At 67.7% G+C, this 14767-nt stretch carries 13 protein-coding genes; 6 read left to right on the top strand and 7 right to left on the bottom strand.

All coding sequences use genetic code 11. The annotated features are described in order from the left end of the window. Positions 1–102: 102 nt before the first annotated feature. The 7 genes from IAE37_RS25820 to gshB all read right to left on the bottom strand — a co-directional run bounded on the left by IAE37_RS25820 (position 103) and on the right by gshB (position 6059). Complete coding sequence (locus IAE37_RS25820) at positions 103–1374, bottom strand: dihydroorotase (protein ID WP_201178281.1); 1272 nt, start codon at positions 1372–1374, stop codon at positions 103–105. Continuing rightward, a complete protein-coding gene (locus tag IAE37_RS25815) occupies positions 1371–2375 on the bottom strand; it encodes an aspartate carbamoyltransferase catalytic subunit (protein WP_201178280.1) in 1005 nt (334 codons plus the stop codon). The genes IAE37_RS25820 and IAE37_RS25815 overlap by 4 nt, the downstream gene beginning before the upstream one ends. Positions 2376–2389: 14 nt before the next feature. Next, the gene (pyrR, locus tag IAE37_RS25810; protein ID WP_201178279.1) at positions 2390–2908 is read right to left on the bottom strand and encodes a bifunctional pyr operon transcriptional regulator/uracil phosphoribosyltransferase PyrR; all 519 of its coding nucleotides are present in this window, start codon (positions 2906–2908) and stop codon (positions 2390–2392) included. Between the two features lie 57 nt (positions 2909–2965). Then, on the bottom strand, positions 2966–3391 hold the full coding sequence (gene ruvX, locus IAE37_RS25805) for a Holliday junction resolvase RuvX (RefSeq protein ID WP_008099990.1): 426 nt from the start codon (positions 3389–3391) through the stop codon (positions 2966–2968). After that, positions 3391–3960 carry a YqgE/AlgH family protein gene (locus IAE37_RS25800; protein ID WP_201178278.1) on the bottom strand — a complete coding sequence of 190 codons (570 nt, stop codon included), beginning with the start codon at positions 3958–3960 and terminating at the stop codon, positions 3391–3393. The genes ruvX and IAE37_RS25800 overlap by 1 nt, the downstream gene beginning before the upstream one ends. A gap of 148 nt (positions 3961–4108) precedes the next feature. Continuing rightward, the gene (locus IAE37_RS25795; protein ID WP_201178277.1) at positions 4109–5014 is read right to left on the bottom strand and encodes an energy transducer TonB; all 906 of its coding nucleotides are present in this window, start codon (positions 5012–5014) and stop codon (positions 4109–4111) included. A gap of 91 nt (positions 5015–5105) precedes the next feature. After that, positions 5106–6059: a glutathione synthase gene (gene gshB / locus IAE37_RS25790; protein WP_201178276.1), complete on the bottom strand. Its 954-nt coding sequence runs from the start codon at positions 6057–6059 to the stop codon at positions 5106–5108. A 214-nt stretch (positions 6060–6273) separates the two neighbouring features. Between gshB and IAE37_RS25785 the strand changes: the two genes are divergently transcribed. From IAE37_RS25785 to IAE37_RS25760, 6 genes are read left to right on the top strand one after another with little or no spacing between them, the layout of a single operon-like run. Continuing rightward, complete coding sequence (locus IAE37_RS25785) at positions 6274–6675, top strand: response regulator (protein WP_201178275.1); 402 nt, start codon at positions 6274–6276, stop codon at positions 6673–6675. 46 nt (positions 6676–6721) lie between these two features. Next, complete coding sequence (gene pilH / locus IAE37_RS25780; RefSeq protein ID WP_060509717.1) at positions 6722–7087, top strand: twitching motility response regulator PilH; 366 nt, start codon at positions 6722–6724, stop codon at positions 7085–7087. Then, a complete protein-coding gene (locus IAE37_RS25775) occupies positions 7084–7638 on the top strand; it encodes a chemotaxis protein CheW (RefSeq protein WP_201178274.1) in 555 nt (184 codons plus the stop codon). Before pilH ends, IAE37_RS25775 begins: the two co-directional genes overlap by 4 nt. 47 nt (positions 7639–7685) lie before the next feature. Then, entirely contained in the window at positions 7686–9710 is a 2025-nt protein-coding gene (locus tag IAE37_RS25770) for a methyl-accepting chemotaxis protein (RefSeq protein ID WP_236410167.1), read from the top strand. A 9-nt stretch (positions 9711–9719) separates the two neighbouring features. Next, on the top strand, positions 9720–14252 hold the full coding sequence (locus IAE37_RS25765; protein WP_201178272.1) for a hybrid sensor histidine kinase/response regulator: 4533 nt from the start codon (positions 9720–9722) through the stop codon (positions 14250–14252). Continuing rightward, a complete protein-coding gene (locus IAE37_RS25760; protein WP_201178271.1) occupies positions 14245–14718 on the top strand; it encodes a chemotaxis protein CheW in 474 nt (157 codons plus the stop codon). The genes IAE37_RS25765 and IAE37_RS25760 overlap by 8 nt, the downstream gene beginning before the upstream one ends. Positions 14719–14767 lie beyond the last annotated feature (49 nt).

The raw sequence follows: 14767 nt of genomic DNA, 5'->3' as shown, positions 1-14767 counted from the left end.
CTTCCGCCCTCCACCCTCCCCCCGCGGCTCTTTCGCGGGTAAACCCGCTCCTACAGAGCCTGCGCGGCCTGTAGGAGCGGGTTTACCCGCGAAGGAGGTTACTCAGCCCTCGTGGCAGACATGCCCATCGACCAAGGTATAACGCACCGCGCCCGGCAGGCAGTGGCCGATGAACGGGCAGTTGTCGCCACGCGACAGCCAGCGCTCGCCAGCGACGGTGGAGGCCTTGGCGTCGAACAGCACCAGGTCGGCCGCGCCGCCCACCTTCAACTCGCCCGCCGGCAGGCGCATGGCCGCAGCCGGGCCGCTGCTCAGTCGGGCCAGCAGGGTCGGCAGGTCGAGCAGGCCGTCCTCGACCAGGGTCATGGCCAGCGGCAGCAGTAGCTCGACGCTGCTGATGCCTGGTTCGGTGGCCCCGAATGGCGCCAGCTTGGCATCGCGTTCGTGCGGCTGATGGTGGCTGGAGATCGCCTGGATCACCCCGGCTTTCACCGCCTCGCGCAGGCCGTCGCGGTCGGCGGCGGTGCGCAGCGGTGGTTGCACGTGGTAGAGGCTGGAGAACTCGCGCAACGACTCGTCGGTGAGGATCAACTGGTACAGCGCCACATCCGCAGTCACCGGCAGACCCAGTTGCTGGGCCTGGGCGATCAGCCGTGCGCCGCGGGCGCTGGTGATCTGGCTAAAGTGCGCACGCACTCCGGTCTGTTCCACCAGCAGCAGGTTGCGCGCCAGGGCCACGGTCTCGGCGGTTTCCGGGATGCCCGGCAGGCCGAGGAAGCTGGCCATGGCGCCTTCGTGGGCCAGGCCGCCCTGGGCCAGGTCGCGGTCCTGGGAATGGAACACCACGGTCAGGTCGAAGGTGGCGGCATACTCCAGGGCGCGGGCCAGGGTGCGGTTGTTGGGGATTTGTGCCAGGCCGTTGCCGAAGGCCACGCAGCCGGTATCGCGCAGGGCCACCAGTTCGGCCAGTTGCTCGCCTTCCAGGCCCTTGGTCAGGGCGCCGATCGGGTAGACCTTGCTGTTGCCGGCTTCGCGGGCGCGGTCGAGGATCAGCTCGGCCACGGCCGAGGTATCCAGCACTGGCTTGGTCTGCGGCGGGCAGCACAGGCTGGTGACGCCACCGGCCACGGCGGCGCGGGTTTCGCTGGCGATGTTGCCCTTGCGGCTGTAGCCCGGCTCGCGCAGCGAGACACCAAGGTCGACCAGGCCGGGGGCGGCGATCAGGCCGTCGGCCTGGATCGTGCGCTGCGCCGTGAATCCGGCAGGGGCGGTGCCGATGGCGGCAATGCGCCCTGCGTCCAGGTGCAGGTCGGTGACCTGGTCCAGGCCGCTGTTGGGATCGATGACCCGGGCGCCGAGAATGCTGATGGTCACTGGGCGTTCTCCTGGTCGAATTGACGTTGTGCGTTTTGCCCGCTCATGGCCATGGACAGTACCGCCATGCGCACGGCGATGCCGTAGGTGACCTGGTTGAGGATCACCGAATGGGCGCCATCGGCCACCGCCGACTCGATTTCCACGCCGCGGTTGATCGGGCCCGGGTGCATGACGATGGCATCGGGCTTGGCCCCGGCCAGGCGTGCGGTGGTCAGGCCGAACAGGCGGTAGAACTCGCCCTCGCTGGGCAGCAGGCCGCCGGCCATGCGCTCGCGCTGCAGGCGCAGCATGATCACCACGTCGACATCCTTCAGGCCTTCGGCGAGGTCGGTGTAGACCTTCACCCCGTACTGCTCGATGCCGATCGGGATCAGGGTTTTCGGGCCGATCACGCGGATGTCCGGGCAGCCCAGCGCCTTGAGCGCGAGCATGTCGGAACGGGCGACCCGCGAATGCAGGATATCGCCGACGATCGCCACCGAAAGGTTCTCGAAGCTGCCTTTGTGACGGCGAATGGTCAGCATGTCGAGCATGCCTTGGGTCGGATGCGCGTGGCGGCCGTCGCCGCCGTTGATCACGGCAACGTCCGGGCACACATGCTCGGCGATGAAGTGCGCGGCGCCGGAGTCGGAGTGGCGCACCACGAACATGTCGGCGGCCATGGCCTCGAGGTTGCGCAGGGTGTCGAACAGGGTCTCGCCCTTGCTGGTCGAGGAAGTCGACACATTGAGGCTGATCACGTCCGCCGACAGCCGTTGGGCGGCCAGCTCGAAGGTGGTGCGGGTGCGCGTGGAATTCTCGAAGAACACGTTGCACACGGTCTTGCCGCGCAGCAGCGGGACTTTTTTCACGGCCCGGGCGCCGACCTCGAGGAACGAGTCGGCGGTGTCGAGGATCTCGGTGAGCAGTTCGCGGGGCAAACCGTCGAGCGAGAGGAAGTGGCGCAGCTGGCCCTGGTCATTGAGCTGCAGCGGGCGCTTGGCGTCGATAGGCGTCATCGCGGGGGACTCTTTCAAAGGGCGGAAGCGGTGGCGAGGTCCTGCAGCTCGAGTGCGAGCGGCGCGGGGCCGGTCAATTTTACCCGCTCATCGGCGGCCAGCGACAGGGTGGCGCCAAGCACGTTGGGGCGGATTGGCAGTTCGCCGGCGTCCAGGTCGAGCAGGCAGACCAGCGTCACGCTGGCCGGGCGCCCATAGTCGAACAGTTCGTTGAGCGCGGCGCGGATGGTACGCCCGCTCATCAGCACGTCGTCGACCAGTACCAGGTGCTGGCCTTCGACCTCGAACGGCAGCTCCGACGGGCGCACCTGCGGGTGCAGGCCGTTCTGGCTGAAGTCGTCGCGGTAGAACGACACGTCGAGCACGCCCATCGGGCTGCTGTCGGCCATTTCCTGCTGCAGGGCCTGGGCGACCCAGACACCGCCGGTGCGGATGCCGATGTAGCGGGGTTCGCTGATGCCGCGGCGGGCCAGGTGGGCGCGTAGGTCGACGGCCATCTGCCGGATCAGTTCGGCGGGATTGGGTAGGCTCATTGCGTGCGGGCTCCAGGTAAGCGGTCGCGCGCCGGGTCGGCCCGGCGGCAAAGCGGATTAAGTGTTGGCCTCCAGCCAGCCTTGCAGCAGCAGGGCGGCGGCGATGGCATCGACCGGGTTGTCGCGATAGCTGCCACGCTGGCCACCGCGGGCCAGGCGTTCGCCCTTGGCCTCGAAGGTGGTCAGGCGCTCGTCGTGGGTATGCACCGGCAGGTTGAAACGGCCATTGAGGCGGCGGGCGAACTTCTCGGCGCGGGCGCTCATCTCGCTGGGCGTGCCGTCCATGTTCAGCGGCAGGCCGACGACGATGGCGTCGGGTTTCCACTCTGCGATGAGCTTTTCCACCTGGGCCCAGTCCGGCACACCGTTCTGTGCCTTGAGCGTGCACAGCTCGCGGGCCTGGCCGGTGATCACCTGGCCCACGGCCACGCCGATCTGTTTGCTGCCGTAGTCGAAGCCCAGCAGCAGGCGCAGCTCGGCCATCAGGCGTGCCCCGCCTGGCTGGTCAGCAGGCTGAGGTTGATGCCCAGGCTGGCCGCGGCGGCGCTCAGGCGTTGATCGCTGGCCAGACCGAAGATGATTTCCGGGTCGAACGGGCAGTTGAGCCAGGCATTGTCGACCAGCTCCGCCTCCAGCTGGCCGGCTTCCCAGCCGGCATAGCCGAGGGTGATCAGGCTCTGCTTGGGCCCCACGCCCTCGGCGATGGCGAACAGCACGTCCTGCGAGGTGGACAGCGACAAGCCTTGCAGCTCGACGGTGGCCTGGTACGAGCACTCGTTGGTGTGCAGCACGAAGCCGCGGTCGGTCTGCACCGGGCCGCCCTGGTAGATGGGGACTTGCAGGGTGCCGACCGGGGGCGTTTCGTCCGGGCGCAACTGCTCGAGGATGTCGCCGAGATTGAGCTCCTGCGGTCGGTTGACCACCAGGCCCATGGCGCCATTGGCGTTGTGCTCGACGATGTACGTGAGGGTCTGGGCGAAGTTCGGGTCGGCCATGTGCGGCATGGCGATCAGGAACTGATGCTTGAGGTAGCTCGGCGTGAGGGTTTTCATGGGGGATAGTGTGGCGCCAGGTGGCGAGGCTGACAAGGTGCGCTGTAGGAGCGGGTTCATCCGCGAATGCGTCCGACTGGGCGACCTCATTGTCTGGTCTGGCGCATTCGCGGGTAAACCCGCTCCTACAGGGGGCGCGATGCCCCGATCAGTTACTGGACAACCGATCCCCACGGGCAAAACGCCAGGTGCGGATGATCTCCAGCCGGTCGAACTCGGCCAGGTCGCCGGTGAACGGCGCGAACGGCGCGGCCAGGCGCACGATGCGCTGTGCCGCCTGGTCGAGCACCGGCTGCCCGGACGACTCCAGCACCAGCACCTCGTACAGCGAGCCATCGCGGTTGATCGACACCATCATCCGCAGGTTGCCGTAGATCTGCTGGCGGCGGGCTTCGTCGGGGTAGTTCAGGTTACCCACCCGCTCGACCTTCTTGCGCCACTCTTCCTTGTACCAGGCGCCCTTGTCGCGCATGGTCGAGGCGGCATTGAGGCGATGGATGCGCGGGCGCTTGGCATACAGCTGCTGTTCGTTGGACAGCTCGGCCTCGAGGCTGGCGATCTGGCTCGACAGCTGCGAGCTGTCGAAGTCCGGGGTGGCCGCAGCCGGCTTGGGCTGTGGCTTGCTTTCCTTGGGCTTGGGCTCGACCTTCTGTGGCTTCGGCGCCTGGGTCACCACGGCGGACTTCTGCGGCGCAGGTGGCGGCGTGACCTGCGGCTTGGCCGCAGGCGGTGGCGTGACCTTGTTGATCTTGCTGTCCTGGAATGGTGCCACCTCGGTGGTCTTGGGTACCGCCTTCTTGTCCAGGGTGCCGCTGCCTTGCTGGTTGTCTTGGGCCTGGAAGTCGGCCTTCTCGGGCGGTTTCTCGCTCTTGAAGGTGGCCAGGGTGATGTCCATGGTGTGGCGGATTTCTGCCGGCTTGACCACGGTAAAGCCGACGCCGAGGATCAGCGCCAGGTGCACCAGGGCAGCCAGGAACAGGGTAAAGCCAAGCCGGTCCACCGGGCGGACGCGGGGTGGCAGCAGGTCGGCGGGGATGTCGGCAGGCAGCGTCATCGGGTATCCAGCAGCTGCGGGGCGGGGCAGCAGCTCAGTCGAAAAGGACCGGCATCATACCCCACTCCGCGTCTTTGCTCCGCGTCGGCGGTCAGCGCGCCTGGAGCTTGCGATCAATGGCATCCATCAGCTTGCCGCCGATATCGGTGTTGTAGGCAGCGTCGATCTCGCGGATGCAGGTGGGGCTGGTCACGTTGATCTCGGTGAGGTAGTCGCCGATCACGTCGAGGCCGACGAACAGCAGGCCCTTTTCGCGCAGGGTCGGGCCGACCTGGGCGGCGATCCAGCGATCGCGATCGGTCAGCGGGCGGGCTTCGCCACGGCCACCGGCGGCCAGGTTGCCGCGTGTTTCGCCGCTGGCCGGAATGCGCGCCAGGCAGTAGTCGACCGGCTCGCCGTCGATCATCAGGATGCGCTTGTCGCCGTCGGTGATCTGCGGCAGGTAGGCCTGCGCCATGATCTGCTGGCCGCCATGCTGGGTCAGGGTCTCGAGGATCACCGAGAGGTTGGGGTCGCCTGGGCGGTGGCGGAACACCGAGGTACCACCCATGCCGTCGAGCGGCTTGAGGATCACGTCGCCGTGGGTGGTGGCGAACTCACGCAGGATGTCGGCGCGGCGGCTGACCAGGGTCGGCGCCATGCACTGCGGGAACTGGGTGGCGAAGAGTTTTTCGTTGCAGTCGCGCAGGCTCTGCGGGCGGTTGACCACCAGCACGCCTTCGCGCTCGGCTTGCTCCAGCAGGTAGGTGCTGTAGACGAACTCCATGTCGAAGGGCGGGTCCTTGCGCATCAGCACCACGTCCAGCTCGGCCAGCGCGCTGTCCTGCTCCTCGCCCAGCTCGAACCAGCGAGCCGGGTCGGCGAACACCTTCAGCGGGCGCATCTGCGCACGGGCCTTGCCGGCGCCGAGGTAAAGATCGCGCTGTTCCATGTAGAACAGGCTCCAGCCGCGGGCCTGGGCGGCCAGCAGCATGGCCAGCGAACTGTCCTTCTTGTAGGAGATGGACGCGATGGGGTCCATGACAATGCCGAGGCGAACGCTCATGGGGGTGGTTCCTCTTGGCGGCGCGTGGCCGCGGTGAATCGAAAGAAAAGTGGCTCAGGGTGGCGCTGGGAACGCCGCCGGTCAAGGGGGACGGTAGATGGAATGGCTACCCGGAGTGTGCTAAAAATGCCAGTCACAGTGCTGTACAACAGGCCTTTGGGGCTGCGAAACGGCCCCAGGATTTCGGCATAGAGCAGCGACGGCAGGCCTAGACATGGAACAACCCCTGAAGGTGATGGTGATCGACGATTCCCGCACCATCCGCCGCACCGCCCAGATGTTGCTTGGCGAAGCGGGCTGTGAGGTGATCACCGCCAGCGACGGCTTCGACGCCCTGGCCAAGATCGTCGACCACCAGCCCCGGATCATCTTCGTCGATGTGCTGATGCCGCGACTGGACGGCTACCAGACCTGCGCCGTGATCAAGCACAACAGCACCTTCAAGGACATTCCGGTGATCCTCCTGTCGTCACGCGATGGCCTGTTCGACAAGGCCCGTGGCCGCGTGGTCGGCGCCGACCAGTTCCTCACCAAGCCGTTCGGCAAGGAAGAACTGCTCGACGCGATCAGGGCCCACGTGCCTGGATTCGCCGCTCACCAACAACACGCACCCTGACCGCGCCCGCCGTGCGCGGCCTCTATTTGCCTGATGGGGAAACAGCATGGCCCGAGTTCTGATTGTCGACGACTCGCCGACAGAGATGTATCGCCTGACCGAATGGCTGGAAAAACACGGGCACCAAGTGCTCAAGGCCAACAACGGTGCCGACGGCGTGGCCCTGGCTCGCCAGGAAAAGCCCGACGCGGTGCTGATGGACATCGTCATGCCCGGCATGAACGGCTTCCAGGCTACCCGCCAGCTGAGCAAGGACCCGGAAACCAGCGCCATACCCGTGGTCGTGGTCACCACCAAGGACCAGGAGACCGACCGTATCTGGGCCACGCGCCAGGGTGCCCGCGACTTCCTGACCAAACCGGTGGAAGAGGACGCGCTGATCGCCAAGCTCAAAGAAGTACTGGGCGCTTGACCACCCGCCCCCAGGGCGCGTCGCTGACCGCCTTCGAGCTGTTGCTGGACATCGACCGGCGCTGCCGCCTGCTGGTGGCCGACCAGCCGCCGCAGGACACGCGCCTGCAACACTGGAGCGGCATCGGTTTTCGCATTGCCGGGCAGTGGTTCGTCGCCCCCATGGGTGAGGTCGCCGAGGTCCTGCGCGAGCCGCGCAGCAGCCGGGTGCCTGGCGTGCAGCCCTGGGTGTGCGGGGTCGCCAACCTGCGCGGGCGGCTCCTGCCGGTGATGGACCTGAGCAGTTTCTTCGGCCTCGGCCCGGCAGCCCCGGGCAAGCAGCGGCGGGTGTTGGTGCTGGACCACGAAGACCTGTTCGTCGGCCTGCTGGTCGACGAGGTCCTGGGCCTGCAGCATTTCGCCCTCAGCAGCCTGGAACTGTCGCCCCCGCAGCCGCTGCTGCGCGCCGCCGCCCGTTTCGTCCAGGGGCATTTCGCCCGTGAGCGCAACTGGGCGATCTTCAGCCCCTTCGCCTTGGCCCAGGCCCCGGGCTTTCTCGACGTGGCGCTATAGGACCTATCAACGTGAACAAGCCGGCCCCCACTGTCGCGCCCCCAGGCATGACCCCGCGCACGCGCAGCATCGCGCAGATCACCGTACTGTTCGTGATCCTGATCCTGTCGATCATCCTGCTGTTCGCCAACTTCGCCTACCTCAACACCCAGTCCAACCACGACAAGCAGTACATCGGCCACGCCGGCGAGCTGCGCGTGCTGTCCCAGCGCATCGCCAAGAACGCCACCGAGGCGGCGGCCGGCAAGGCCCTGGCGTTCAAGCAACTGGCGGACGCACGCAACGATTTCGAGCGGCGCTGGGGCTACCTGCGCGAGGGCGACAAGTCCACCGGCCTGCCTGCGGCGCCGCCGGCGGTGCGCGACGAGATGGAAACGGTGGGCCGCGACTGGGAAAACCTGCGCAAGAACACCGACGCCATCCTCGCCAGCGAGCAGACCGTGCTGTCGTTGCACCAGGTGGCCGCGACACTGGCCGAAACGGTGCCGCAGCTGCAGGTCGAATACGAGAAGGTGGTGGAGATCCTGCTGCAGAGCGGCGCTCCGGCCAACCAGGTGGTGGTCGCCCAGCGTCAGTTGCTGCTGGCCGAGCGCATCCTCGGCTCGGTCAATACCGTGCTGGCGGGCGATGAGAGTGCCGCGCAGGCGGCGGATGCCTTCGGTCGCGACGCCAGCCGCTTCGGCCAGGTGCTCGAAGGCATGCTCCGTGGCAACGCCGCGATCCAGGTGACCCGGGTCGAGGATGCCGATGCGCGGGCGCGGCTGGGCGAGATCGCCGAGCTGTTCCAGTTCGTGGCCGGCTCGGTGGACGAAATCCTCGAGACCTCGCCCGAGCTGTTCCGCGTGCGCGAAGCGGCGGGCAACATCTTCAGCCTGTCGCAGACCCTGCTCGACGAGGCCTCGCACCTGGCCAACGGCTTCGAGAACCTGGCCGCCGGGCGCACCCTCGACACCGTTGGTGGTTATGCCCTGGGCTTGCTGGCGCTGGCCTCGATCATCCTCATCGGCCTGGTGATGGTCCGCGCCACCCACCGCCAGCTGCGCGAAACCGCCGAGAAGAACGAGCGCAACCAGCAGGCGATCATGCGCCTGCTCGACGAGATCGAGGAGCTGGCCGATGGCGACCTAACAGTGACCGTGTCGGTGACCGAGGACTTCACCGGTGCCATCGCCGATTCGATCAACTATTCGGTCGACCAGCTACGCGACCTGGTCGCCACCATCAACCACAGCGCCGTGCAGGTGGCCGCTGCCGTGCAGGACACGCAGAATACCGCACGCCAGCTGGCCAAGGCCTCCGAGCACCAGGCCGAGCAGATCAGCGAAGCGTCGGAGGCGGTGGGCGACATGGTCGAGTCGATCGACCGGGTTTCGGCGCACGCCTACGAGTCGGCCAAGGTGGCCGAGCGCTCGGTGGCCATCGCCAACAAAGGCAATGAGGTGGTGCACAACACCATCGATGGCATGGACAACATTCGCGAGCAGATCCAGGACACCGCCAAGCGGATCAAGCGCCTGGGCGAGTCTTCGCAGGAAATCGGCGACATCGTCAGCCTGATCGACGACATTGCCGATCAGACCAACATCCTGGCGCTGAATGCGGCGATCCAGGCGTCGCTGGCCGGCGAGGCCGGGCGTGGCTTCGCCGTGGTCGCCGACGAAGTGCAACGCCTGGCAGAGCGTTCTTCGTCGGCCACGCGGCAGATCGAGGCGCTGGTGCGCACCATTCAGGCCGACACCAACGAGGCGGTGATCTCCATGGAGCAGACCACCGCCGAAGTGGTGCGCGGCGCCCGCCTGGCCCAGGATGCCGGGGTGGCCCTGGCCGAGATCGAAGGCGTGTCGCAGAACCTCGCCGAGCTGATCCACAGCATTTCCGATGCGGCGCAGCTGCAAACCTCCTCGGCCGGGCAGATTTCCCACACCATGGCGGTGATCCAGCAGATCACCGCACAAACCTCGGCAGGCTCCGGGGCGACCGCTGACAGCATCCGCCACCTGGCACGCATGGCCAGCGAGATGCGGCGGTCGGTGTCCGGCTTCACCCTGCCCACACCGCCCGAGCCGCGCTGAGGAGTTCCCATGGCTGTCGCCACTGCAAGCCTCGAGCGCCACGACACGGTGGCCCTGGCCTGGACCAGGGACGCGATCCTCGACTGCCTGGGCCAGGCCCGGCAGGCCCTGGAGCGCTTTGCTGGCGAGACCGGCGACCTGTCCATGCTGGCCTTCGTGGTCGACAACCTGCACCAGGTCCATGGTTGCCTGCGCATGCTCGAACTGCAGGGCGCCACGCGCCTGGCCGACGAGCTGGAGCAGTTCGCCAGGGCCCTGGCCGACGGCCAGGTCAGCCCCCGTGGCGATTGCCTGGGCGCGCTGTTCCGGGGCCTGGAGCAACTGCCGGCCTACCTGCAACGGCTGCGCGGGGCGCGCCACGACCTGCCGCTGGTCATGCTGCCCCTGCTCAACCAGCTCAGGGCTTGCCGTGGCGTCGAGCCGCTGGCCCAGGGCAGCCTGGTCGGCGATGTCGCGCAGCGCCTGGCCGGGGAGGACGACCTGGCCAACCTCGACCTGTCGCTGGGCGCCTGGCGCGAGCAACTGCAGGCCGGGCCGGGCCGCGACGCCTTGCGCTCGGTGGTGGTGGCGCTGTGCGATGACCTGATGCGTATCAAGGAGCGGCTCGACCTGTTCGTGCGTGGCGACAGGCAGCAACCGGCGCAGCTCGAGCAACTGCTGGCACCGTTGCGTCACGTCGCCGATACCCTGGCGGTGCTGGGCTTCCAGCAACCGCGGCGGGTGATCATCGACCAGGTGCTGGCCTTGCAGGCGTTGGCCCATGCCGAGCGCGAGGCCGACGACGCGGTGCTGATGGACGTGGCCGGGGCGTTGCTGTACGTCGAGGCCACGCTCAATGGCATGGTCGGGCCGATGGAGCAGGGTGGCCAAGGCAGCCTGCCGGGCTCGGACCTGGCCGAAATCCGCCAGGTGGTGTTGGAAGAGGCGCTGGCGGTGCTGCACCAGGCCAAGGAGCTGATCGGCGATTGCCTTGAGTCCGGCTGGCCGCGCCAGCGCCTGCAGGCACTGCCGGGCCTGTTGCAACAGGTGCGCGGTGCCCTGGCGATGCTGATGCTGCCGGCTGCTGCCGAGCTGTTCGGTGGATGCGCGGCCTACGTCCAGGGCTGGTTGCAGCACCTTGAGGTAGAGCCGCCCGCCGACGAGCTGACACACCTGGCCGAGGCACTCAGCGCCGGCGAGTGCTATCTGCAATGGCGCGTGGCTGACCCGTTGGCCAATGGCCAGCCGTTCATCGACCGCGCCCGCACCAGCCTCGCTGCCCTCGGTGTGCCGTGCCTGGTCGACAACCCGGTCGAGTTGCCGGAGCCTGGCAAGCGGGCCCACGTGGACATACCCGAGCCGAGCGCATCGATCGATGGGCTGGACCGGCAACTGCTGGACATCTTCCGGCAAGAGGCGCTGGGCCACCTGGCGAGCGTGGAGGCCTTCCTCGACCAGGCGCACGGCCAGGATGCGCCGGTCGACGACAGTTTGCAGCGCGCCTTGCATACCCTCAAGGGCAGCGCCGGCATGGCGGGCGTCTTGCCTGTGGCCGAGTTGGCGGCTGCCTTCGACCGGCTGGCGCGGGAATACCGCAGCCACCAATTGCCGTTGCGCCAGGCCGAGCTCGAGCAACTGACGGTCGCCCTCGGGCTGTTCCAGGCCGGCCTCGAACAGCTGCATATCGCGCCGCTGGCACCGATCCCCGGGGCTGCCGAGTTGATCGAGCAGGTCGGGCTGGGGGTGGACGCCCAGCTCGGTGTGGCGCCCGATGCCCACGCCGACAAGCGCCGACGTGATCCACGGCAGACCGCGCAGTTTCTCGGCCAGGCCATGGATATCCTGCTCGACGCCGAGTCGCTGCTCTCCGGTTGGCAGGAGCAACCCGGCCAGCGCCAGGCGCTGGAGACGCTGCTGGACCAACTGACGACCCTGGGCCATGCGGCGCACCTGGCCGACCTGTGGGCGATGGATGAGGTCTGCGAGGCGCTGCTCGATCTCTACGGCGCCGTCGAGGAAGGTAGCCTCGCTGCCGACGAGCGCTTCTTCACCCAGGCCCAGCAGGCCCACGAGACGCTGATCGACATGCTCGATGAGCTGGCTGCCGGCCAGGAACCCAGCGCCCGCCAGGCAACGGTCGAGGCCCTGCGCGGGCTGCTCGGCGAGGGCCTTGCGCCTGACGCCACGGGGTTGGTCAGCGCCACGGCGGTGACCGCGCTCGACCCTATCGAAGGTGTCGCCGAAGTCGTCGACGAAGACGACGAGCAAAGCCAGGGCGACAAGGCGCTGATGGAGGTGTTCCTCGAAGAAAGCGCCGACATCGTCGAAAGCGCCGCCACCGCCCTGGCCCGTTGGCAAGCCGACCCGCGCAACGCTGCCGAGGTGGAAAACCTCATGCGCGACCTGCACACCCTCAAAGGGGTGGCGCGGATGGTCGAGATCAGTGCCATCGGCGACCTCGCCCACGAACTGGAGTTTCTCTACGAGTTGCTGGCGGCTGGCCGCCTGCCGCCGACCCCGGCGCTGTTCTCGCTGCTGCAGAACTGCCATGACCGCCTGGCGCACATGCTCGATGCCGTACGCCTGGGGCAGCCGCTGCATGCCGCCACGGCGCTGATCGATTACATCCGCAACTTCAGCAGCGCTGCCCTGGCCGACAGCGTGGCCACCCAGGCCCCGGCCGAGGTGGTGCCCGCCGACGCCCCGGCGGCATCGCCCGAGCGTGCGGCTGGCGACATGGTCAAGGTCGATGCCGAGCTGCTCGATGACCTGGGCAACCTGGCCGGCGAGCACTCGGTAATTCGCGGGCGCATCGAGCAACAGATCAACGATGCCCAGTTCGCCCTCAGCGAAATGGACACCACCCTCGAGCGCATGCGCGACCAGTTGCTGCGCCTGGACATCGAGACCCAGGGCCGCATTACCAGCCGCCAGGCCTTCGAAAGCGACGCCTACGAAGACTTCGACCCGCTGGAAATGGACCGCCATTCGCAGCTGCAGCAACTGTCGCGGGCCTTGTTCGAGTCGGCCTCGGACCTGATCGAACTGAAGGAAACCCTTGCCCAGCGCGCCCAGGATACCCACGGCCTGCTGTTGCAGCAGGCGCGGGTCAACAGCCAGTTGCAGGAAGGCCTGACCGCGACCTTGATGGTGCCGTTCGAGCGCCTGGTGCCGCGCCTGCAACGGGTGGTACGGCAGGTGGCCAGCGAGCTTGGCAAACAGGTCGAACTGGTGGTCGGCAACGCCGAGGGCGAACTGGACCGCAGCGTGCTCGAACGCATGGTCGCGCCGCTGGAGCACATGTTGCGCAATGCCGTCGACCACGGCCTGGAGTCGCGCCAGGTGCGCCTGGCCGCGGGCAAGCCCGAGCAGGGCACCATCCACCTGAACCTGCTGCACGAAGGCGCCGACATCGTCATCGAGATGACCGACGACGGCGCTGGCGTGCCGCTGGAGGCCGTGCGGCGCAAGGCCATCAAGCGTGGCCTGCTGGACCCGGCCGCGCGCCTGAGCGACCACGAGATCCTCCAGTTCATCCTGCGCCCTGGCTTCTCCACGGCGGAAAAGATCACCCAGATATCCGGCCGTGGCCTGGGCATGGACGTGGTGCACGAGGAGGTCAAGCAGCTGGGCGGCTCGATGACCATCGAATCGGCCCAGGGCAAGGGCGCGCGCTTCCTGATCCGCCTGCCGTTCACCGTGTCGATCAACCGCGCGGTGATGGTGCACCTGGGCGACGAGCAGTACGCGATCCCGCTCAACACCATCGAGGGCATCGTGCGCGTGCCGCCGGCCGAGCTCGAGGCTTGCTACCAGTTGGACACGCCGCGCTACGTGTATGCCGGGTACGAGTACCAGCTGCGCTACCTGGGCGAGTTGGTCCAGGGCATGCCACGGCCCACCCTGTTGGGGCAGCGGGTGCCGTTGCCGGTGCTGCTGGTGCATTCCCAGGAACAGTCGTTCGCCATCCAGGTCGACAGCCTGTCGCCGAGCCGCGAGATCGTGGTCAAGAGTCTCGGGCCACAGTTCGCCGCGGTGGCCGGCCTGGCGGGTGCGACGTTGCTGGGGGATGGCCGGGTGGTGCTGATTCTTGACTTGCTCGGCCAGTTACGCGGGCAGCAGCGCAGATTGGCCCGCCTGCCCGGTGGCAGCGGCGTGCAGCGCACGTTGTTCGGGCCGGCGCCACGGCGCCCGGTGCTGGTGATGGTGGTGGACGACTCGGTGACCGTACGCAAGGTGACCAGCCGCCTGCTCGAACGCCATGGCATGAGCGTGCTGACCGCCAAGGACGGCGTCGATGCCATGGCCCAGTTGGAGGTCCACCGCCCGGACGTGCTGCTGCTGGACATCGAGATGCCGCGCATGGACGGTTTCGAGGTGGCCACACGCATTCGCGCCGACGGGCGCCTCAAGGACCTGCCGATCATCATGATCACCTCGCGCACCGGGCAGAAGCACCGGGAGCGGGCCATGGCCATCGGGGTCAACGACTACCTCGGCAAACCCTACCAGGAATCGGTGTTGCTGCAGAGCATCGCCCATTGGAGCCAGCAGCATGCTTGAACTGATCGCCGGCCAGCGCAGCAGCCTGACTGGCCTGTTGCTGCCGCTGGGTGACCGTACTTTGGTACTGCCGAACGTGGCCGTAGCCGAGCTGATCGGCCAGCGCAACCTGGCGTGCCAGCCGGGGCAACCGGCCTGGCACCTGGGCTGGATCGACTGGCGCCAGCAGCGCCTGCCGCTGATCGGCTTCGAGACCGCCTGCGGTGGCCAGACGCCCTGCGGCGAGCGGGCGCGTATCGTCGTGCTCAATGCCCTGGGCGACACCGGCCTGCGCTACCTGGCCGTGCTGCTGCAGGACATTCCGCGCTCGTGCAAGCTCGACAGCCAGCTCAACTATGTGGATGTGCCGCTGGGCAGCCTGGAGCTGGCGGCGGTGCAGGTGGGTGAGCAGGTGGCGCGGGTGCCGGACCTGGTGGGGCTGGAAAGGTTGGTGCGTGACGCTGAACTGCAACCTGCCCTTGGGTAGGATGCAAGGCTGATGGCCCATTCGCGGGTAAACCCGCTCCTACAGGGGC

Origin of the sequence: Pseudomonas sp. S31 (assembly GCF_016648105.1) — a bacterium.
GTDB lineage: Bacteria > Pseudomonadota > Gammaproteobacteria > Pseudomonadales > Pseudomonadaceae > Aquipseudomonas.
Note: the sequence above shows the minus strand (reverse complement) of the source record. Positions and strands in the feature narration are given on the sequence as shown.